This is a genomic window from Rhizobium sp. CECT 9324, assembly GCF_918741265.1.
In the GTDB taxonomy this organism is placed as follows: domain Bacteria; phylum Pseudomonadota; class Alphaproteobacteria; order Rhizobiales; family Rhizobiaceae; genus Allorhizobium.
In genome coordinates, this window is the sequence record NZ_CAKKMZ010000001.1 from 1,479,315 (window position 1) to 1,497,927 (window position 18,613).

Below are 18,613 nucleotides of genomic sequence, written 5' to 3' on the forward strand. Positions count from 1 at the left end.
ACATCCTCCTGAAAAACCTGATCCTGCTTCACTGCCCGCGAATGCCGCGGGCGTCAATGGCGGCGGCGATGCTGTCCGCATCCTTGAGTGTGGCGATGATCAGCGGCGCAATCACCGTGCCGGCCTTCGGTTTCAACCCGCGGGCGCGATGCGCCTCGCGGATGGCATCGTAGCGCGTCATGATTTCCGGAATGAAGCGCACGACCAGCCCGACCGCAAGGCCGATATCGGCGGCCTTCAGCAGCCCCAGCCGTTCCAGCGGCATCGCCGCGCGGGTGATGACCGCGATGAAATCTGAAATGCTGGTTGTTACCGTGACGCTTGCGGCCAGCAGCATCAGCGCCGTCAGTCGCAGCCCCGTGACGCTTGCTTCCTCGATGCCGTTGAACACCAGATGCAGGCCGACGACGGCGAGGATGGTGACAAGGATCGGGATCAGCGGCCGGATGGCCACCCGCAGCGGCTGGCCGAGGCCAAGATAAATTGAGCCGGTCGCCAGCATCGCAAGTGCCAGCAGCGGGATCGACCGCGTCAGGAACAGCAGCACGGCAAAGACCATCAGCCCGGCGAGCTTGGCGCTGGCCGGCAGGCGGTGCATGACTGTCTGGCCGTCGTGATAGAGGCTCCTCATGCGCCAGCGATCTCGATATAGCGCTGAACGGCCTCCTCGCCCTGCCCGTCAAAGGCCAGCGCCCCTTCGTGGAACACCAGCACGCGCGGATAATCGCTGATCAGGTCGAGGTCGTGGGTGATGACGATCGCCTGCTGGGCAAGCCCCTCGATCGCCGCCTTGACCATCGCCCGGTTCTTCAGGTCGAGCTGGTTGGTCGGCTCGTCGAACAGGATCAACCCCGGCTCGGTGACCACGACCGCGGCAAGTGCTGCCAGTTGCAGTTCACCGCCCGACAGTTCATGCGGCCGACGACCGGCCAGATGGGTGATGCCGAAACGCTCCAGAACGCGGTCGACAGCAGCCTCGAGCGCCGGGCCTTTCAGTCCGCGGCTTTTCGGCCCCATCGCGATGTCGTCGCGAATGATCGGCAGGATAATCTGGTTCGCCGGGTTCTGGAAGATGAAGCCGGTCCGGCTGAGCACGGCCCTCTCGTCCTTCACTGTGTCGAGCCCGTCCAGCGTCACTGTCCCCGACGTCGGTTTGGCAAGGCCGTTGATCAGCCGGGCGAAACTGGTCTTGCCCGAGCCGTTGAGCCCGATCACGCCGATCCGCTGCTCGGATAGCGCAAGCGTGAGCGGCTTCAGCGCTGAATGTTCGCCGTAGCGGAGTTCGGTCTGGTCGAAACGGATATGCAAGGGCGGACGTCTCCTGAAGCCTGCCGGTTCTATAGACCCTCGGTGCGATGAGGGGAATGGGGCCGCGTAGGCGACAACGACGGCTGCTTCGTTGACAAAATCGCCTCTTCGCTCCATATTCTGCATAGAAGTTTCGAGGTGGGAACGGCCTACCCACGCACCCGCAAGGGTCAGTAGCCGCAAGGCGAAGAGATCCGGGATTTGGCACCCCGGCGGAAATGGAAACCCCGCTCGTGCGGGGTTTTTCATTTGGCGCGGATCAGATGTCCCTTTCGCAATCGGTTGGCGAGTTTGTCCCGGTCTATGGGATAGGTGGACTTTACCATGTAGATGCCCTGTCCCGCGGGCTTGATCAGCACGGCCACCAGAACGATGAGTCCAGCCTGATTGACTTCCCTGACGAGTTCGAACCCGTGGCCGACATGCTTCGGGGACTGGCCCACATGGGTTGGATCCGTGACGGTCTGTGAGAGATGGCACGCATGACACAAAGCTGTCCGGGTGCGACCTGAATGCGTGCTTTTGGGCAGGGATGGAGAAGGTCACGAAGCCTTTGGTCAAGTGGAGGCCAAAGCTCTTCAACTGGTGGACCGGAAGTTCCCCTAGGATCAAAGGTCGGAAACGGGGCCAGTCTCTGGGATCGCTCAATCTGCGTTCCTTCGTGTCGTCCGTCGCGTGTCTTAATCCTCCGGTTGTATCGCTTTGCCGTGCCAGTTGAAAATAGAGAAAATTCGTCGATTGAACAAACCGCGAACATCCGCTAGCCTCAGTCTCATGGCGATTCCAATTTCAAATCCGCAGGCCCGGCGCATCTTCCTCGAACGGCAGGGCCTGTCGCGCCCGCCGCACAAGGCGCTTGGCCGCGAGGGCCTTTATGGCTTGATCCATGATCTCGGTTTCGTCCAGGTCGACAGCATCCAGGTGGTCGAGCGCGCCCATCACCAGATCTTGTTTTCCCGCAGCCAGACCTATCGCCGCGAGGACCTGTCGCATCTGTTGGAAAAGGACCGCTCCCTCTTCGAACACTGGACGCATGACGCCTCAATCATCCCATCGGCCTTCTTCCCTTACTGGAAGCACCGCTTTCGCCGCCGCGAGGCGAAGATCCTCGAAAACTGGCGCAAATGGCAGGGCGAGGGTTTCGACCAGGCTTTCGTGGAGACCTATGAGCGTATCCGGTCCGGCGGGCCGATCCTGTCGCGCGACGTCAAGGCCGAGGACCACAAGTCGGGCGGCTGGTGGAACTGGCATCCCAACAAGACGGCGCTGGAATTCCTCTGGCACACCGGCAAGCTGTCGATCGCAAGGCGGGAAAATTTCCAGAAGGTCTATGACCTGTCCGAGCGGGTGATCCCAGGCGAACACCATGCCGGCGAAGTCGATCACGACAGCTTCGTCGACTGGGCCTGCCGGTCAGCACTGACACGCCTGGGTTTTGCCACGTCCGGCGAGATCGCCGCCTTTTTCGATATCGTCACGCCCGACGAGGCGAAGGCCTGGGTGACCGCCCATCGCGGGGAACTGGAGGAGGTGCTGATCGGGACGATGGACGGCAAGTCGCGTTTGTCCTTCGCGTTTATGGAGGGGCTTCAAACCTTGCTGGATGCGCCCGAACCGCCGGCCCGCATCCGCGTGCTCAGCCCCTTCGATCCGCTGATCCGCGACCGCAACCGCACCGAACGCCTGTTTGGCTTCTTCTACCGCATCGAGGTCTTCGTGCCCGAAGCGAAGCGCCAATACGGCTATTATGTTTTCCCGCTGCTCGAAGGCGATCGCCTGATCGGCCGTATCGACATGAAGGCCGACCGCAAGGCCGGCGTGCTCGACGTCAAGCGCCTGTGGCTGGAACCGGGTGTGCGCCCCTCTGCCGGCCGCCTTGAAAAACTGGAAGCCGAACTGGGCCGTCTCGCCCGCTTTTCCGGCGTCGAGCAGGTCACCTTGCGCGACGGCTGGCTCGGCTGACCTTTCCGCGCTGGCTGTCTCGATGGCCTGCGTCCACCAATCTACCCCATCGCAAGCAGGAAAATTTGCCGCAATGTCCGCCACATCTGACGCCTATCGCATCGAACCCGTCACGCCTGCCGTAAAAGATTATCTCCGCCTGCGCCAGCAGGCCGGCCTCAGCCCGTTTTCCGAGGAAGCCGCAACCCGCGGACTGGCGGGCTCGATCTTCGGCGTCTCGCTGATGCAGGGCTCAGAGATCGTCGGCATGGGCCGCATCATCGGCGATGGCGGCTGCTTCTATCAGGTGACCGATATCGCAGTCCTGCCCGAGCATCAGGGCAGGGGGCTGGGCAAGCGCATCATGGCGGCCCTCAGCGACTACATGCAGGCGCATTTGCCGGCCACCGCCTATGTCAGCCTGATCGCCGATGTTCCGGCCAACAGGCTTTACGAACAGTTCGGTTTTGCCGAGACAGCACCCCGCTCGCTCGGCATGGCGATGAAGATCGGTTCGCCGGACTCCTTGTAAGCCCATCAGATGAAGTATATTCTATCAGTCATTTGATGGAGGTGGTTTCCATGCAAGGCATGCTCGACCGGACACAGGCCAAATTAGCCGCAAGGCCGCAGGGATTTGCGACAGAGGCCGATCGTGATCGGCTGTCGAAGACGGCGCTGAAAGCCTATCGCCGCATCGTAGCCCAGTGGGACCTGACCAGCCAACAGGCGGCGGCATTGCTCGGCGTCTCTGTCAGCACCTGGGAAAGGTTGAAGCCGGAAACGGCGGTCAAGATCCTGAGCCAGGACCAGATGACACGCATCTCCGCCCTGACCGGCATCTACAAGGGGCTGCATCTCCTATTTGCCGACAGCATGGCCGACCGCTGGCTGTCGCTGGACAATTCCGGCCCGCTGTTTGATCGCCGGACGCCGCTCGCCGCCATGATCGACGGTGGCATACCCCATATGCTCGAGGTCCGCCGCTATGTGGACGCCGTGCGCGGGGGGCTCTGATTGCGGGTCGACGGCGCACCGATCGTCACGATCGCCTATCCAAGGACCGTGCGGCTTGTCTCGACGGCGCGGCTGCGCCAGGCCGTGCTGCAACCCCTCGTCGACACTGCCGATGAACTCGCCGAACTGGCCGAGATCGAGGCCGCCACCAGCAACAGGATGATCGCCGAGACGCGCGGTATTTCCGGGCTCGCCGCCAATGAACTGGTCTATGACGTGCCGCACGCCCATTTCATCAATGCCTGTTTTGCCTATGCTAAGCCGCGCGAGCCGAACCGTTTCAACGGTTCTGACCGGGGCGCCTGGTACTCGGCGCTGGCAGTCGAAACCTGCCTCGCCGAAATCGCCTTCCACATGACCGAGTTCCTCAGCAGGGCCGGGGATTTCAACGCTGTGGTCGACTATGCCGAGATGTTTTGCAGCCTGTCGGGTGATTTCGTCGATCTGCGCGCCGCGCCGGCTCATGGCGCGCTTGATCCCGACAAGACGTTTGGCTATCCGCTCGGCAACGCGCTTGCCGAGGCGGCCCGCAGGGCAGGGGCAAACGGCATCGTCTATCCATCCGTCAGACACCCGGGCGGCACCTGTTTTGCCGTGCTCCGCCCCGCAGCCGTGCAGTCCGTCCGCCAGGGCGATGTCTACCGGCTCGTCTGGTCCGGCAACCCGGCACCGACCATGGAAGGCCCGATCACCTCTCCACCCTCTCCTTGAGGGGGAGGGGCGGACCGCAGGTCCGGGGTGGGGTGATGCCGTGCGGCAATGCTTGCGATGGCTATCCTGAATGCCAATGACGCCTGTACTCCTCAGACGATCTCGGTCGCCGAGATCTTGATGCCGAAGCCTTCGAGTCCGACATAGTGGCGCTCGCGCGACGACATCAGCCTGATCGAGGTGACGCCGAGATCTTTCAGGATCTGCGCCCCCAGCCCGATTTCCAGCCACTCGTTTTCGCGCGCCTGCGCTTCCTGATGGGCTTCCCGGTCATGCTTGCCGGTGCGCGCCGTGGTCGAGACGCCGACGCCGACCGAGCCTTCGCGCAAGTATACGATCACGCCGCGGCCCTTTTCGGCGATCTTCTTCATGATGCCGTCGATCTGCCGGTTGTTGCCGAAGACGTCGGCGCCGACATGTTCGAGATGCAGGCGCACGGGAATGTCCTCGCCGTCGCGGATGTCGCCGAACACCACGGCGAGATGCTGCATCGGGTCCCAGGGCAGCGAATAGCTGTGGCCCTTGGCCGTGCCATAGGGCGTCTGGATGTCGAAGCTCGAATGCAGCTGGATCAGCGTTTCCTTGCGCTGGCGATAGGCGATCAGATCGGCGACCGACACCTGCTTGAGGCCATGCTGCTCGGCAAACGAGGCGACCTGCGGTCCGCGCATCACGGTGCCGTCGTCATTGACCAGTTCGGAAATCACGCCGATCAGCGGCAGCGATGCCAGCCGGCAGAGATCGACGGCCGCTTCCGTATGGCCGGAGCGCATCAAAACGCCGCCTTCGCGGGCCACCAGCGGGAAGATGTGGCCGGGACGGACGAAATCGGCCGCGCCGACATTGGGATTGGCGAGATTGCGCACCGTCAGCGTCCGGTCGTCTGCCGAGATCCCGGTCGAGGTGCCATGTTTGAAGTCCACTGAGACGGTAAAGGCGGTCGTATGGGCGCTGTCATTGTCGGCGACCATGGCCGAAAGGTTCAGACGCTTGGCCTCTTCCTTCGGCATTGGCGCGCAGACGATGCCCGATGTATGGCGCACGATGAAGGCCATTTTTTCCGGCGTGCAATGCACCGCCGCCACGATCAGGTCACCCTCATTCTCGCGGCCGTCATCGTCCATCACGACGACGATTTCGCCCGCTTCAAAGGCACGGATGGCGTCGACGACGCGCTTCTGGTCATAGCTCATGGGTCGGGCCTCACTTCAGGCGGCCGGTCTGGCCGCGATCCCTCAGAATATGGTCGAGAATGGTGCAGGCGAGCATCGCCTCGCCGACAGGCACGGCGCGAATTCCGACACAGGGGTCGTGGCGACCCTTGGTGCGCACATCGACTTCCTGGCCGTCGGAATCGATCGATCGACGTTCGGTCAGGATCGACGAGGTCGGCTTGATGGCGAAACGCGCCACCAGCGGCTCGCCGGTGGCGATCCCGCCCAGCACGCCGCCGGCATGGTTGGACAGGAAGACCGGCTTGCCATCCGGTCCGATCCGCATCTCGTCGGCATTTTCCTCGCCGGTGATTTCGGCGGCCCCGAAGCCGTTACCGATCTCGACACCCTTGACGGCATTGATCGACATCAGGCCCGCAGCAATCTCCTGGTCGAGCTTGCCATAGACCGGCGCGCCGATCCCGGCCGGCACGCCTTCGGCCACAACCTCGATCACGGCGCCGACAGAGGAGCCTGACTTGCGGATCTCGTCGAGATAGCGTTCCCAGACAGGCACGATCTCGGCGTCGGGCGCGAAGAACGGGTTCTGCTCAACCTGGGCCCAGTCCCAGTTGGCCCGGTTGATCTTGTGTTTGCCGATCTGCACCAGCGCGCCGCGAATGGTGACGTCAGGCATGGCAAGCCGCGCCAGCGCACCGGCGGCAACACGGGCCGCCGTCTCGCGGGCAGAGGAGCGTCCGCCGCCGCGATAGTCGCGAATGCCGTATTTCAGATCATAGGTGAAGTCGGCATGCCCCGGACGGTAACGCTTGGCGATATCGCCATAATCCTTGGAGCGCTGGTCGGTATTCTCGATGAACAGCGACACGGGCGTGCCGGTCGTGATCATCGAGCCGTCTTCCTGCGGCATCACGCCGGACAGCACCTTGACGATATCGTCCTCGCGACGCTGCGTGACGAAGCGCGACTGGCCGGGTTTGCGCTTGTCCATGAACATCTGCAGGTCTTCCTGGCGAAAACGCACGCCGGGCGGGCAGCCGTCGACGACGGCGCCGAGCGCCGGCCCATGGCTTTCGCCCCAGGTGGTGACGCGGAAAAGATGACCGAAGGTGTTATGCGACATGGGTGACGAACCGCTCCATTCTGGCCGACGAGGCATGCTCGTCGGCTGGGGCCTTGGATGGCGTCACTCATAGAGCAAATTCGGGAGGGGTGTGAAGCGCTTTTCGACCTGCCATCAGCCAAAAAACGGACAGACATTTCCTTGTTTGGCGAAAACAGGCGCAATCCGATTGCCTAGGCAATCCGCCGGACACTCGCGTATCCGGCAGTTGTCAATACGGCCAATGTCGTCAGGACGCCTTTCTCTGCGGCAACCGAGTGACGAAACGGCTGAAATCCTCGAAGGACAGCGGCTTGGCAAATGCATAACCCTGCAGGTAATCGCAGCCGAGCTGGCGCAGCAATGCGGCATGTTCGTGGGTTTCCACCCCTTCTGCCACGGTCTCGATGCCGAGCGAGCCGGCGATCTCGACGATCGAGCGCACCAGACTGCGTTCCTGCGGCTGCGTGGTGATCGGCATGACGAGCTGCCGGTCGATCTTCAGCCGTTTCGGCTTGAGTTTCAAAAGGCTGACGATCGATGTGTGGCCGGTGCCGAAATCGTCGATCTCGATATCGATGCCGAGCGCCTTGATGCGGTCGATATTGCTGGTCGCGATCGTGTCGCTGTCATCGAGGAAGATGGATTCCACCAGCTCGAAACAGATCGAGCCCTGGGGCACGTTCAGCCCTTCGAGCTGCTCGATCAGGTTTTCGTCATGCAGACGCTTGGACGAGACATTCACCGAAATACGCGGCACCTGCAATCCGAGCGCCGTCCAGCGCATCTGGTCCTTCAGGGCCGTCTGCAGCACCAGCTGGTCGATGCGGGCCATGACGTTCAGGTCTTCGGCCACTTTCAGGAAGGCGCCGGAGGCAAGCACGCCGCGATCGGGATGGCGCCAGCGCACCAGGGCCTCGGCGCCGCATAGCTGCATGCTGTTGGTTTCGAATTGCGGCTGGTACCAGACGATGAACTCGTCCCGATCAAGCCCCGCCAGGATATCGTCGGCCATACGCTTCTTGGCGATGATGTTCGCCTGCAGGTCAGGCGTGAAGAATTCGTAGCAGTTGCGGCCCTTTTCCTTCGCCTGGTAGAGCGCGATATCGGCGTTGATCAGCACCTTGCGGGCATCCGGCGCCATGCCGACGGACTGGGCAATGCCGATCGAAACGCCGCAACGGCATTCGAAGCCTTCGAAATCGATCGGCAGGCGCATCTCTTCGATGATCCGGTTCGACAGATCGGTCAGCTCATCCATCGTCGTTGCGCGCCGGGCCAGAATGACGAATTCGTCGCCGCCGATGCGCGCGACAAGATCGCCGCGCGGCACATGCCGCATCAGGACGCGGGAGGCATGCACCAGCATGGCGTCGCCGGCCGCATGACCGAGGGTGTCGTTGATTTCCTTGAAGCGGTCGAGATCGAGATGCAGGATGGCGAACTTGTGCCGCTGGTTCTCACCCTTGCGGGTCAGTGAATCGAGCTCCAGGTCGAGCTTACGGCGATTGGCAAGCGACGTCAGCGGATCATGCAGGGCATTGAACTCGATGCGGTTCTTGGCCAGTTCCAGCTCGATATTGCGCATGTCGGCTTCGGCCTTTGCCGAACGCAGCTGCTCCGCCAACAGTGAATCTGCCGTCACGTCGAAAGCGATGCCGATCAGCTTTTTCTTGCCGTCGCGGCCGAAATGCGCCTGTCCGACCGAGCGGATATAGCGGACCTCGTTGTTCGGCAGGATTACCCGCTGGATGGTATTGAGCGTCTGTTCGTTTGTGGTTGCCCGCTTCGTGGTGATCAGGATGTCGCCACGCTCGTCCGGGTGCAGGCAGGCCATCCATTGGTGTTCCGTTACAGGCTGCTCGCTATAGGGCAGGCCATAGAGCTGGTGCATGCGTTCGTCCCAGACGGCGGTCCGACTGACCGGGTCGCCTTCCCAGATCCCGCAACTATAGGACGCCAGCGCCAGATCCAGCCTGTGCGACAGTTCCGCCAGCTGATGTTCGCGGCTGGACAGCTCGTCGAGGGCAAGTTCCAGCTCGGCATTCTTGATGTCGCTGTTTTCCTTGGCCTGGCTCAACGACTGCGTCACCAGAGTATCGGTGGTGACGTCGCAGACGATGCCTGTCAGGCGCTTGCGGCCGCGTTCGTTGACCGAGCAGGCGCCGGCGGAACGCAGATAGCGATAGGTCCCGTCGGATAGCGCGATACGGTATGTGACGTCCCAGACAGTCTCCGTACCGGCGACGACACAGTCGAAATACTGTTGCTCGGCCTTCGGCACGTCGTCCGGATGGATGGTCGCATACCAATCGGCCAGACGATCCTCATTGTCCGTAAGGCTGACCGGCATGCCGTGCAGTCCGGCGCTACGCTCGTCCCAGTGCAGTGCATGGCTCTCGTCGTCTATGTCCCAGATGCCGATATTTGATGTCTCCATGGCCAGCTGGAAGCGATGCGAGAGGTCGATCAGCCGCTCCTCTCGACGCTGCAATTGGCTGATGTTGCGATTGCGCTCTCGCAGCAGAAACAGTGCAAGAAGCATCGGCACCATCATCGCGGCCACGGTCGCAAGCACGATCATCCTGGTCGGCATCAGGCGGCTCATGGCCGCGTCCCAGCCTTCGGCCGGTGCGCCATACAGGACGAAGGAGAGATCGTAATGGCTGAAATTCTGTGCGATTGGCTGCTTGTCGTGGATGCCAGCTGAGCCGAACAGCATCCGCGCCTGCGGGCCGTCGGTCGCGATCGCCAGGTGCAGCCGATCGATGTTGTGATCGAAATCGCCTGCATGATCAGGTCCATTGGCATCGGGCTGACCGGACAGGCCCGCGGCATCAAACACCTTGGAAATGTCCATCGAGACGACCATCAGCTTCCATGCGGTCGTCGTTTCCCAGCCCGGCGGCGGCACGGGAATGCTGAGATGCACCACATTGCCTTCGAGCGACAGCTTCGGCTGAAACGCCATCCGGTGAATGTCGCTCAATGGTTGGAATGTAACAGTGGTGAGATGCGGGTCTCGCGCGACGATCTTGTTGATCGTCCGGTTCAGCTCCGCCGGCGATAGCATCGGATCGTCGGCAATGTCGTCGGCAATGGCCAGCGCATTGGCAACATCGATGTTCAGTCGGTTGCGCAGGGATACTTGCGCGTGCTGCAGGGCATCTGCGACTTCATGTTCGACGCGCTGCTGCTCATAGTGTGCGGAGCTGCGGTCGATCAGCACGCCGGCGCCGATGATCACGGTGCTGATCAGAGCGCCAAGCGCGAGCCATACAACGCCTCTGCTCCACCCTTCGCCATCGTGTCTCTGTCCTGCATCGAAGATACGCAACTGTAAAATTCCCGTCACCCCAAGTTACGGGAAGTCTAGAGGTCGCCGGTTAATTTAGCATTGCCCCAAGATACAGCGGCGCATCTAAGCCTTGGTTCTGCTTGACCATTTTTGACTTTTTCGACGCCACCTCCGAAATCTTGTGTGAGATTGCGGGTCAGCCGGGAATAACAACGGCGGGTGGGTTGATCCTTGCCCTCGTTACGGTCCACAATCTTTGCGAAAAGGACACATCTGCGGGCGAATTTCGCCACATTCAGGAGGCTATTTTGCATCATATTTATTTAGTCGTTTGGTCGAGGGTGGTCCGTATGCGCATCGTCATTTCTGTTCTGCTGGCAACAGCCAGCTTCCTGTCCCCCATCTCTGCCTTTGCCGGCAGCGACGATGTCGAGGCGACCATCGAGGCTGTCAATGTCGATAGCATGAGCCTGGTGCTGGACGACGGCAAGACTTACACCGTGCCTGCCGAGTTCAATTTCGAAGGTTTGGAAAGTGGACAGAAGGTTATCGTGTTCTACACGGAAGTGGACGGCAAGCGCGTCGTCGATGATCTCGAAGTCATCCAGTAGCAGACACCTGGAGATAGTTTGACGGCAGGGATCCCGGACCGATTTCTGCCCATTTCCTTCAAATGACTTAACGGTTTTTACATCCAGCCGATAATGCCGGCGTCACGATCCATTTTCAGGATCCTGTCCTGCGGGATATTGATATCGCAGGCCTCGTCCTCGTCCATCCCGCCGATCAGGCGGAAGCAACTGCGAATGACGCCGCCATGGCTGACGCAGACAGTCTGCCGTTCCACCGAATTCAGCCATGCACCGATTCGCCAGGACAGGATTTCGTAGCTTTCGGCATCCTGGCCGGGTGGAATGAAGCCCCATTTTCGCTCCGCGCGGGCCGCCACCCGCTCTGGCGACGTTTTCGCCAATTCGGCAAGCGTAAACCCCTCCCAGTCGCCGAACGACAATTCCTTCAGGCGGTCGTCCAACCGGTAGGCGAGGGGATCCAGTCCCATTTCGGCGCGAAGGCGCTCCATGGTTTCGCGCGTGCGCCTGAGCGGCGAGGCGACGAAATCAAACTGGGCAACGCTGTCGCCGAGCACATGCGCCAGCGTTTCGCCGTTGCGCATTGCTTGGCCGCGGCCGGTCGCATTGAGGTCGATGTCTTTCTGACCCTGCATCCGGCCTTCGGCGTTCCAGTCGGTCTGGCCGTGACGGATCATGTAAATCAGCACGGCGTCAGACCCCTGGCTTCAGTCCTTGGCGACCGAGATATCCGGCGCATCGACAGCTTTCATGCCGACCGTGTGATAACCACAGTCGACGTGATGGACTTCGCCGGAGACGCCCGATGACAGGTCCGACAGGAGATACATGCCGGATGTACCGACTTCGTCGGTCGTGACGTTGCGCTTCAGCGGCGAGTTGTACTCGTTCCACTTGAGAATATAGCGGAAATCGCCGATGCCGGATGCGGCCAGCGTCTTGATCGGGCCGGCCGAGATCGCATTGACGCGGATACCGCGGCCACCCATGTCGACGGCGAGATAACGCACGGAGGCTTCGAGCGCTGCCTTGGCGACGCCCATGACGTTGTAGTGCGGCATGACCTTTTCGGCGCCATAATAGGTGAGCGTCAGAAGCGAACCGCCGTCGTTCATGATCTTCTCGGCACGGGCAGCAACGGCTGTGAACGAGTAGACGGAAATGTCCATCGTCTTGGTGAAATTCTCGCGCGTCGTCTCGATGTAGCGGCCGGTCAGTTCGTCCTTGTCGGAGAACGCGATGGCGTGAACGACGAAGTCGATCTTGCCCCACTTGGCTTCGAGATTGTTGAAGACGGCGTCGATGCTGTCGAGATTGGTAACGTCGCAGTCGCCGGCCAGAAAGGCGTCGAGTTCCTGCGCAAGTGGCTCGACGCGCTTCTTCAGCGCGTCGCCTTGCCAAGTGAAGGCAATCTCAGCGCCCTGGTCGTGACAGGCTTTGGCAATGCCCCATGCGATGGAGCGATTGTTTGCAACGCCCATGATGACGCCGCGCTTGCCTGCCATAAGGCCGGAACCTTGAGCCATGATGTGATCCCCTGATACTTTCGATGGACTGCCTATGGCATAGGCCGTTCCGGCGTACAAGATTGAACCGGATCATCTACTGTAAGGCAGCGTAACAAAGGGTGTGTTCATCAAAAAACCACCATAAATCAGCGGGAAGGCTGCACTTATGGTGAAAAGGGACCGGGATTTAACTGTCGCCTGCCTTCTGGCCTGCACGACAATCGGTGTCGCGGTTTTCCGAAGGGATGCCGGGTCGGCGTTCCTGGGAGGCGTCAAGCCTGGCGTCAGAGATAGAGCCCTTCGCGCATCAGTCGCATCAGGTCGGTGACCTTCTCGTCCGGCTTTTCCCAGAGCATCACCCGCAATTCGACCAGAAGTGCGCCGCGTCCGCCGGCACCGTCCGGCAAGCCGAGCTCGTCGATGCGGATCACCTGATCTGAATTCGACCACGCAGGAACGGTGACCTTCACCATGCCTTCAGGTCCTTCGACCTCGACCTCGCAGCCGAGAACCGCGTTCTCCAGGGTAATCGGCAAAACGGTGCGGATGTCATAGGCGTCGACGAGGAACTTCTCGGTCCGCACCACCTTGATGGTGACGGCGACGTCGCCTCGCTGCATACCCTGGAACTTCAGCCCTTGCGCCTTCAGGCGCACGACATGGCCTTCGGTCACGCCGTCCAGCGGCACACGCACTTCGCGGCCATCGTTGAGGGTGATCGGCACGGACTTCTGTTCCAGCAGGTCGCTGATCGCGACCACGGCTTCGGAGAAGACATCCGGCGCTTTTTCCGGCGGTGGTGGTGGAACGCCGCGGATGCGACGGACCAGCGAGCTGATCAGTTCGATTGGCGCCAGAAGCGGCGAGCTTGGAGCACGCAGCCGCGTGCCCTCGGCGAGTTCGGCGGCCTCGGCGTCGCGCCTGAGGTTTTCGGCGGCGGCTGCCGCTTCCGGGCTTTCGCCGAAAATGCGGCTGACCAAGTCCTCGGGACCCTGCGGTTTGCCGGAGTGTGCGCCGGCCGCGTCGGTCTTCTTGTCCTGTTGGCCCGCCGCCTGGCTTTGCTGCCCCGGCTGCGAGGGCTGGGTATCAGCCTGTTCGGCCTGGGCTTGAGCCTGCGCATGTGCAGATTGTGCCTGCGCCGATTGAGCCTCCGCCTTCTGGGCGTGTGCCTGCGCTGCTTTGGCAGCCTGCACCGCATGAGCGGCAGCCGTGTCCGCCTTTGCTTTGGCAGCTTCCGCCTGGGCTAGCTCTGCCAGGATGCGCTCTGCATTGGCCTTGGCCTGTTTTGCCTTTTCGGCAGCTTCACGCGCCGACTGGCGCTGCTGCATGATCGTCTGCTCGCGTTCCATCGCCTCGACCTTCACGCGTTGCTGGTCATATCGGTTGCGTTTTGCCGGATCTTTCAGGACTTCGTAGGCGCGGCCGATCTCTGCAAAGCGGTTATTGGCCTGCGGATCGTCGCGATTCTGATCAGGATGCACGCTTTTCGCCTTGGAGCGCCAAGCCGCCTTGATTTCGTCTGCGCCCGCATCGCGCTTAACGCCGAGGACTGAATAAAAATCTCGCATCAACGTCACCAACATCCGTCGACCAGTCGCGCATCCGGGTCATGGAGCGGCTCCCAGCGAATACTCAAAGCCGTCCCGCGGAGTTTCATGCGGTCTCGGCACTACAATGTTGGCGAGGTTTGCACGCAAGGCGCTAATTGAATCTTACGCAGGATGAGCGGCGAAGAGTTGTTTCTTCTCGTTTGCTTAAGCAAACGTTTCAAATGCGAACGATATCAGGACCGGCGATCAAAACTCAACAGCTGCCAGTTGCCGGACCCGGACGTGCAGGTCTTGCCCGAGAAATACGCGATGCCCTCATAGGAGTGGCGGGTCGTCGAGAAGTTGCGGCAGATGACGCCCTGGCCCTTTTCCTCCTGGATTGCCGTCACGACACCGGCGCTGCCGGTCGTGGCATTGGCCCAGGGGAGGGGCTTGCCCTCGGTCTTGGAAAGATCCGCAGACGATACCGCGCTTTGTACGGTCAGTTCGTCGGAGCCGTTTCCGGAATTGCCAGTCTTGGAAATGGTATTGGTCGAGATGGAACTGTCGACGTTATCGGAACCGAAGAGGTCCATGCTGCCGCCGAAGCATCCGCTGAGCGGAAGTGTCGCAGCAAGAGCGAGAAGGATCTTGCGTTTGCCCATGCACCTACCCTTTGTACGCTCGACCGACTTTGCTATGTCTACTTCCAAATGGGGCCCCGTCCAATATCGCGTTCTGGACACCCATCATGAAGGTCAGGAGCATTTGAGGCAATATGTCGGATATCGGGTTAACAAGTGGTGACTTTACCGAAGAGAACGAACCCTTCGCCCTGTTTGGCGCGTGGTTGCAGGATGCCCAGGCGTCAGAGCTCAACGATCCCAACGCGGTAGCGCTGGCAACCGTGGACGCCGATGGTCTTCCGAATGTCAGGATGGTTCTGCTCAAAGGTTTTGATAGCCGCGGTTTTGTATTTTACACCAATTTTGAGAGCCAGAAAGGACAGGAAATTCTCGGCCAGAAAAAGGCGGCAATGTGTTTTCATTGGAAATCCTTGCGCCGTCAGGTCCGCCTGCGCGGTGCGGTCGAGATCGTCACCGATGCCGAGGCCGACGAATATTACGCCTCCCGCCCGCTCGGCAGCCGCATCGGCGCCTGGGCCTCCAAGCAGTCGCGCCCGCTGGAAGGCCGGTTTGCACTGGAAAAATCGGTCGCCGAATACACCGCCCGCTACGCGCTCGGAAACGTCCCGCGGCCACCGCATTGGTCGGGTTTTCGCATCGTGCCGCAATCGATCGAATTCTGGCACGACCGCAAGTTCCGCCTGCATGATCGCATCGAATTCCGTCGCGAGACACCGGACGATCTCTGGTCAAAGGTCCGCATGTACCCATGACCCGTGCCCTGCATTCGTGCCCTGCATTAATGGCGTGGATGCTCAGCCACAGCCATAGGCGAGCTTGGAGGGAATGCCCGAGACCAGCGCCGTGACATAGCGGGGCTTCTGGTAGAAGCCATTGAGTGACAGGCGCGGCAGGCTTTGCGGCGCCGACATCGCCTTGGGGCAGAGCGTGGCCGGCTTTGTCGTGACGGACAGCTTGAAGCCGGCCCAATCGGCAAGCGCTGCCGTTTTCGGCGTGACGCTGCGCGTGTCACCATACGGATAGGCAAAGGTGGTGGGTCTAGTTCCCGAGAGCGAGGCGACATAGTCGGCGCTCTGGTTGATTTCTTCAAGGACAACCTCGTCTGCCAGGAAGCCAAGGCCGCGATGGCTGACGGTATGGGCACCAAGCGTGACCAGCGGATGATTGTTGACCAGTGCACGCAGTTCGTCCGCATTCATCACGGCGTCGGCCACGATCGCGTGCGGGTCGATCCCGGCGCTATAGGCCGTCGCATTTAGCCGTTCGATCGCAGCGGTTTCATCGCGCACGAAGATCTGCTTGCAGACATGGTCGAAGGCGCCGAGTTTCCCCGATAGCGTGCGTGTGTCGAAGCCGCTCTCGCCATCGCCGAAATCGAAGGCAACCCGGTCGTTCGCGCCGATCAATGCGGCGGCGGTCTCCCACCACATCGTGTGGCTGCGCTCGGACAGGCCCTTGCAGACGAAGATCGTGCAGGGCACACCGTGGCGCTCGAAAATCGGCACTGCGTGTTCGGCATTGTTGCGAAACCCATCATCGAGCGTAAAGACGACAAATGGTGCGGCTGTGTCGTCAGCCATCAGCGTTGGCACGTCCTCGAGCCGCGCAAAGCGAAACCCTGCGGCTTTCAGCTGCAGGATTGTGTTTTCCAGGAAGTCCGGCGTGATCTCCAGATGGCGGTTGGGCGCGAACGCCGCTGGTCTGAACGGCTGGACATGGTGCAGCGTCAGGATCATGCCGCGCCCACGCGCAGATGCCAGAATGCCAAGCTTCGCCAGGCCGTGCGCAACCTCCAGCCCGCCGGTGATCGCCAGCCGCCGCACCAGCCTTTTGAAATCCGCCTTTGTCATATTACCCGCGCGGGATTTCCATGGCCCGCTCTCCCCAAAGCGCCAACCTAGCCGGGCACAGGTTAAGCTTCGCTCAATGAGGCATTGAAACATGTATCAATCGGGCATCATCGCGATGGCTTCACCGAACCTGCCAGGGCGGCGGAGCCATCGCGATTGCCTTGCGCGCAGCAAGAACGGCCGGGATCGCCCAGGCCAGCGGCAGCGCAAAGGTGACCGTCAGCGCACCGCGCACCGCATCGGGACCGGTGGCCGTGGCGAAGCCGGCGCTGTTGGCGGCCAGCCCCGCGACCGCAGCCCCCAGCGCAAATCCGGCCGACTGCAGTGTCGGCAGCAATGCCGAGGTCTTGTCCCGCTCATGGTCGGGCGCGACATCCATCAGCATCTGGCTGAGATAGCCCCAGCTTGCGCCGAAGGCAGCGCCAATCACAATCTGGCCGATGATGATCAGTTCGATCCGCCCACCCGCGATCGCCAGCATCAGGAGCCCGATCCCGACGACCTGCAGCAGTGGCCCCAGCCGGATCGCCACGCGCCGGGCAGACAGCGAATGCAGGTTGGCGATGGCAATGGCGACCAGACTCCAGCTCATCGCCATCACCGCACCGAGCGCACCGGCGGCTGTCGGGCCATAGCCGAACAGATGCTGCAGGCTGAAGACCAGATAGACACTGCTCGTCGCCTGGGCGAGTGGCATCAGCAGAACCACCCAGAGACCGAGCCCGAGCGTCGAACGGCGCGAAAAGGCCTGCTTCGGCAACAGCCCGTTTGCCGCGTTGCGATCAAGTCGGAAAGACGTCAGCACCAGAAGCATGGCCGCGAGAACGCCGATGCTGGCCGAAAGGAAATTCTCGGCAAGACCGGCAATCAGCATCGACAGCAGTCCGAGCGACAACACGATCAGACGGGGCAGGGGAACCGCCTCCGCAGTCGCTTTGCTGGTTTTCGACGGTGCGATCACCAGCGCGAGTGCCAGGAAGATCGCGATCAGCGGCGCGTTGACCAGGAAGGCTGCGCGCCATGACACGGTTTCCGTGATGTAGCCGGCGCCGACCGGTCCGCCGAACGAAGCCACCGCCCAGACTGTCGCTTCCGCGCCGAAGACCTTGGGAACCAGGCGCGACGGAAACATGTCGGGGATCAGCGCGTAGCAAAGTGCCGCGACCACGCCTTCGCCGAGACCCTGCGCGACACGTCCGACAAGCACCTGGCTCATCGAGCCGGCAAAGGCTGCGATCAGCGTGCCCGCCAGGAAGACCAGGGCCGCGGCGACCAGCACGGTGCGCGCGCCGTAGCGCGCCTTCAGCAAGGCAGCACTGGCGCCGGCGGCAATCGAGGCGACCAGATAAAGCGTCAGTGACCACGACAGCAATGCGCCACCGCCGATATCAGCGACCGCCGTCGGCAGGACAGTCGTCACGAGAAAACCGTTGAAGGCAAACAGTGCGACACCCATGCACAGCATCAATGTCGTGGCGAGATAGCGCGGTGCAATGAGCTCGGCCCAGCGTCCGGCTTCATGTGCCGGATCGGCTGCGACGGCCTCTGCAGCTTGTGGATTGTTTTGATCGGTCTTTGTGTCCGGTTCGTCTTGCCCGCGTCGTTCCATGCTGTCCATCATGCACTGCTTTCTTGTGACCGTCATTGAAGATGGTCGGACGCTACAACCTCAAGATAGGTTGAGGTAAACAGGGCGCCGGACATTTTTTTTAGCGCCATCTCACTTGCGCCGCATCGGCTGATTTCGGCGCCAGGTGCTGCAAAACCGGGTGAGAGGGCATCATCTTGCCCTGTGACATTAACATGACGGTAACCATAAAAGTTGCAACACTTGGGGATGATTGGTTACACATGAGCCCGCTTGGCTGATTGTCGCCCTATTCTTGCCCTAAGCGCACTCCCGCATCCGGTGCGTTGCGGGAATCAGTTTTGCCGGA

18 protein-coding genes are annotated in these 18,613 nt (G+C 61.4%); 6 read left to right on the forward strand and 12 right to left on the reverse strand.

Annotation, left to right across the window (positions count from 1 at the left end; genetic code table 11):
* Positions 1–28: 28 nt before the first annotated feature.
* The 3 genes from LQ231_RS07225 to LQ231_RS07235 all read right to left on the reverse strand — a co-directional run bounded on the left by LQ231_RS07225 (position 29) and on the right by LQ231_RS07235 (position 1,751).
* A complete protein-coding gene (locus LQ231_RS07225) occupies positions 29–631 on the reverse strand; it encodes an energy-coupling factor transporter transmembrane protein EcfT (RefSeq protein WP_230170827.1) in 603 nt (200 codons plus the stop codon).
* Positions 628–1,308 (reverse strand): ABC transporter ATP-binding protein, encoded by a 681-nt coding sequence (locus LQ231_RS07230; RefSeq protein ID WP_230170828.1) that lies wholly within the window; start codon positions 1,306–1,308, stop codon positions 628–630. The genes LQ231_RS07225 and LQ231_RS07230 overlap by 4 nt, the downstream gene beginning before the upstream one ends.
* Positions 1,309–1,553: 245 nt before the next feature.
* The gene (locus tag LQ231_RS07235; protein WP_230170829.1) at positions 1,554–1,751 is read right to left on the reverse strand and encodes a hypothetical protein; all 198 of its coding nucleotides are present in this window, start codon (positions 1,749–1,751) and stop codon (positions 1,554–1,556) included.
* A 331-nt stretch (positions 1,752–2,082) separates the two neighbouring features.
* On the opposite strand from LQ231_RS07235, the gene LQ231_RS07240 reads away from it, so the two are divergent.
* The 4 genes from LQ231_RS07240 (at position 2,083) to LQ231_RS07255 (ending at position 4,977) form a co-directional block, all read left to right on the forward strand.
* On the forward strand, positions 2,083–3,270 hold the full coding sequence (locus LQ231_RS07240) for a winged helix-turn-helix domain-containing protein (RefSeq protein ID WP_230170830.1): 1,188 nt from the start codon (positions 2,083–2,085) through the stop codon (positions 3,268–3,270).
* 73 nt (positions 3,271–3,343) lie between these two features.
* Positions 3,344–3,781: a GNAT family N-acetyltransferase gene (locus LQ231_RS07245; RefSeq protein WP_230170831.1), complete on the forward strand. Its 438-nt coding sequence runs from the start codon at positions 3,344–3,346 to the stop codon at positions 3,779–3,781.
* A gap of 50 nt (positions 3,782–3,831) precedes the next feature.
* A complete protein-coding gene (locus tag LQ231_RS07250; RefSeq protein WP_230170832.1) occupies positions 3,832–4,266 on the forward strand; it encodes an antitoxin Xre-like helix-turn-helix domain-containing protein in 435 nt (144 codons plus the stop codon).
* Positions 4,267–4,977, forward strand: coding sequence for an RES family NAD+ phosphorylase (locus LQ231_RS07255; RefSeq protein WP_230170833.1), 711 nt, complete (start codon positions 4,267–4,269; stop codon positions 4,975–4,977).
* Between the two features lie 92 nt (positions 4,978–5,069).
* On the opposite strand, the gene ribB is transcribed toward LQ231_RS07255, so the two are convergent.
* The 3 genes from ribB to LQ231_RS07270 form a co-directional block, all read right to left on the reverse strand.
* Positions 5,070–6,170, reverse strand: coding sequence for a 3,4-dihydroxy-2-butanone-4-phosphate synthase (gene ribB, locus LQ231_RS07260; protein ID WP_230170834.1), 1,101 nt, complete (start codon positions 6,168–6,170; stop codon positions 5,070–5,072).
* Positions 6,171–6,180: 10 nt separating this feature from the next.
* Positions 6,181–7,275 (reverse strand): chorismate synthase, encoded by a 1,095-nt coding sequence (gene aroC, locus LQ231_RS07265; RefSeq protein ID WP_230170835.1) that lies wholly within the window; start codon positions 7,273–7,275, stop codon positions 6,181–6,183.
* 229 nt (positions 7,276–7,504) lie between these two features.
* Positions 7,505–10,591 (reverse strand): GGDEF domain-containing phosphodiesterase, encoded by a 3,087-nt coding sequence (locus LQ231_RS07270; RefSeq protein ID WP_230170836.1) that lies wholly within the window; start codon positions 10,589–10,591, stop codon positions 7,505–7,507.
* A gap of 311 nt (positions 10,592–10,902) precedes the next feature.
* On the opposite strand from LQ231_RS07270, the gene LQ231_RS07275 reads away from it, so the two are divergent.
* Complete coding sequence (locus tag LQ231_RS07275) at positions 10,903–11,163, forward strand: DUF1344 domain-containing protein (RefSeq protein WP_113140536.1); 261 nt, start codon at positions 10,903–10,905, stop codon at positions 11,161–11,163.
* Positions 11,164–11,240: 77 nt separating this feature from the next.
* On the opposite strand, the gene LQ231_RS07280 is transcribed toward LQ231_RS07275, so the two are convergent.
* From LQ231_RS07280 to LQ231_RS07295, 4 genes are all read right to left on the reverse strand, one after another.
* Positions 11,241–11,831, reverse strand: coding sequence for a histidine phosphatase family protein (locus LQ231_RS07280; protein WP_230170837.1), 591 nt, complete (start codon positions 11,829–11,831; stop codon positions 11,241–11,243).
* An 18-nt stretch (positions 11,832–11,849) separates the two neighbouring features.
* Positions 11,850–12,668, reverse strand: coding sequence for an enoyl-ACP reductase FabI (fabI, locus tag LQ231_RS07285; RefSeq protein ID WP_113140538.1), 819 nt, complete (start codon positions 12,666–12,668; stop codon positions 11,850–11,852).
* Between the two features lie 266 nt (positions 12,669–12,934).
* Positions 12,935–14,218, reverse strand: coding sequence for a DnaJ domain-containing protein (locus LQ231_RS07290; RefSeq protein WP_230170838.1), 1,284 nt, complete (start codon positions 14,216–14,218; stop codon positions 12,935–12,937).
* 215 nt (positions 14,219–14,433) lie between these two features.
* Entirely contained in the window at positions 14,434–14,892 is a 459-nt protein-coding gene (locus LQ231_RS07295) for an RT0821/Lpp0805 family surface protein (protein WP_113140539.1), read from the reverse strand.
* Positions 14,893–14,957: 65 nt separating this feature from the next.
* Between LQ231_RS07295 and pdxH the strand changes: the two genes are divergently transcribed.
* A complete protein-coding gene (pdxH, locus tag LQ231_RS07300; RefSeq protein WP_230170839.1) occupies positions 14,958–15,578 on the forward strand; it encodes a pyridoxamine 5'-phosphate oxidase in 621 nt (206 codons plus the stop codon).
* Between the two features lie 42 nt (positions 15,579–15,620).
* Here the strand turns inward: pdxH and LQ231_RS07305 are convergent, their stop codons facing one another.
* Complete coding sequence (locus LQ231_RS07305) at positions 15,621–16,676, reverse strand: polysaccharide deacetylase family protein (protein WP_230170840.1); 1,056 nt, start codon at positions 16,674–16,676, stop codon at positions 15,621–15,623.
* Between the two features lie 121 nt (positions 16,677–16,797).
* A complete protein-coding gene (locus LQ231_RS07310; RefSeq protein WP_230170841.1) occupies positions 16,798–18,297 on the reverse strand; it encodes an MFS transporter in 1,500 nt (499 codons plus the stop codon).
* Positions 18,298–18,613: the final 316 nt, after the last annotated feature.

Bases quoted from the DNA above. Each gene is read 5' to 3' on its own strand.
- LQ231_RS07225 (WP_230170827.1), bottom strand. From the start codon at position 631: ATGAGGAGCCTCTATCACGACGGCCAGACAGTCATGCACCGCCTGCCG.
- LQ231_RS07240 (WP_230170830.1), top strand. From the start codon at position 2,083: ATGGCGATTCCAATTTCAAATCCGCAGGCCCGGCGCATCTTCCTCGAA.
- LQ231_RS07245 (WP_230170831.1), top strand. From the start codon at position 3,344: ATGTCCGCCACATCTGACGCCTATCGCATCGAACCCGTCACGCCTGCC.
- LQ231_RS07250 (WP_230170832.1), top strand. From the start codon at position 3,832: ATGCAAGGCATGCTCGACCGGACACAGGCCAAATTAGCCGCAAGGCCG.
- ribB (WP_230170834.1), bottom strand. From the start codon at position 6,170: ATGAGCTATGACCAGAAGCGCGTCGTCGACGCCATCCGTGCCTTTGAA.
- aroC (WP_230170835.1), bottom strand. From the start codon at position 7,275: ATGTCGCATAACACCTTCGGTCATCTTTTCCGCGTCACCACCTGGGGC.
- LQ231_RS07275 (WP_113140536.1), top strand. From the start codon at position 10,903: ATGCGCATCGTCATTTCTGTTCTGCTGGCAACAGCCAGCTTCCTGTCC.
- fabI (WP_113140538.1), bottom strand. From the start codon at position 12,668: ATGGCTCAAGGTTCCGGCCTTATGGCAGGCAAGCGCGGCGTCATCATG.
- LQ231_RS07290 (WP_230170838.1), bottom strand. From the start codon at position 14,218: ATGCGAGATTTTTATTCAGTCCTCGGCGTTAAGCGCGATGCGGGCGCA.
- pdxH (WP_230170839.1), top strand. From the start codon at position 14,958: ATGTCGGATATCGGGTTAACAAGTGGTGACTTTACCGAAGAGAACGAA.
- LQ231_RS07305 (WP_230170840.1), bottom strand. From the start codon at position 16,676: ATGACAAAGGCGGATTTCAAAAGGCTGGTGCGGCGGCTGGCGATCACC.
- LQ231_RS07310 (WP_230170841.1), bottom strand. From the start codon at position 18,297: ATGATGGACAGCATGGAACGACGCGGGCAAGACGAACCGGACACAAAG.